This is a genomic window from Sabulibacter ruber (genome assembly GCF_017355955.1).
Taxonomy (GTDB): Bacteria; Bacteroidota; Bacteroidia; order Cytophagales; family Hymenobacteraceae; genus Nibribacter; species Nibribacter ruber_A.
In genome coordinates, this window is sequence record NZ_JAFFID010000150.1 from 1 (window position 1) to 263 (window position 263).

At 62.0% G+C, this 263-nt stretch carries 1 protein-coding gene; it reads left to right on the plus strand.

Annotated features, from left to right (window positions below; genetic code table 11):
- Positions 1-263, plus strand: a 263-nt coding sequence (locus tag JT719_RS25720) for a right-handed parallel beta-helix repeat-containing protein (protein ID WP_207436458.1), incomplete at both ends; no start/stop codon positions are given.

The window sequence follows — 263 nt, forward strand, 5'->3', positions numbered from 1 at the left end:
TGACGGGCTCCAGTGGCAACCGGATCGGCGGCAACCGCTTCGTCAATGTCGGCAATGGGCTCCGGCTCAGCGGCTCCTCGAACAACGTCATTGACGGCAACCTGATGGAGCATCTGGCCGGCAGCGGCATGGACCTGTCGGACCGCTCGAACGGCAACCGGATCGGCCACAACCTGATCCAGGGGATCGGCGAGATCCGGAAATATGTCGGCGGCATCATGGCCAATGGGGTGCATGACAACCTCCTCTCCCAAAACGAGATC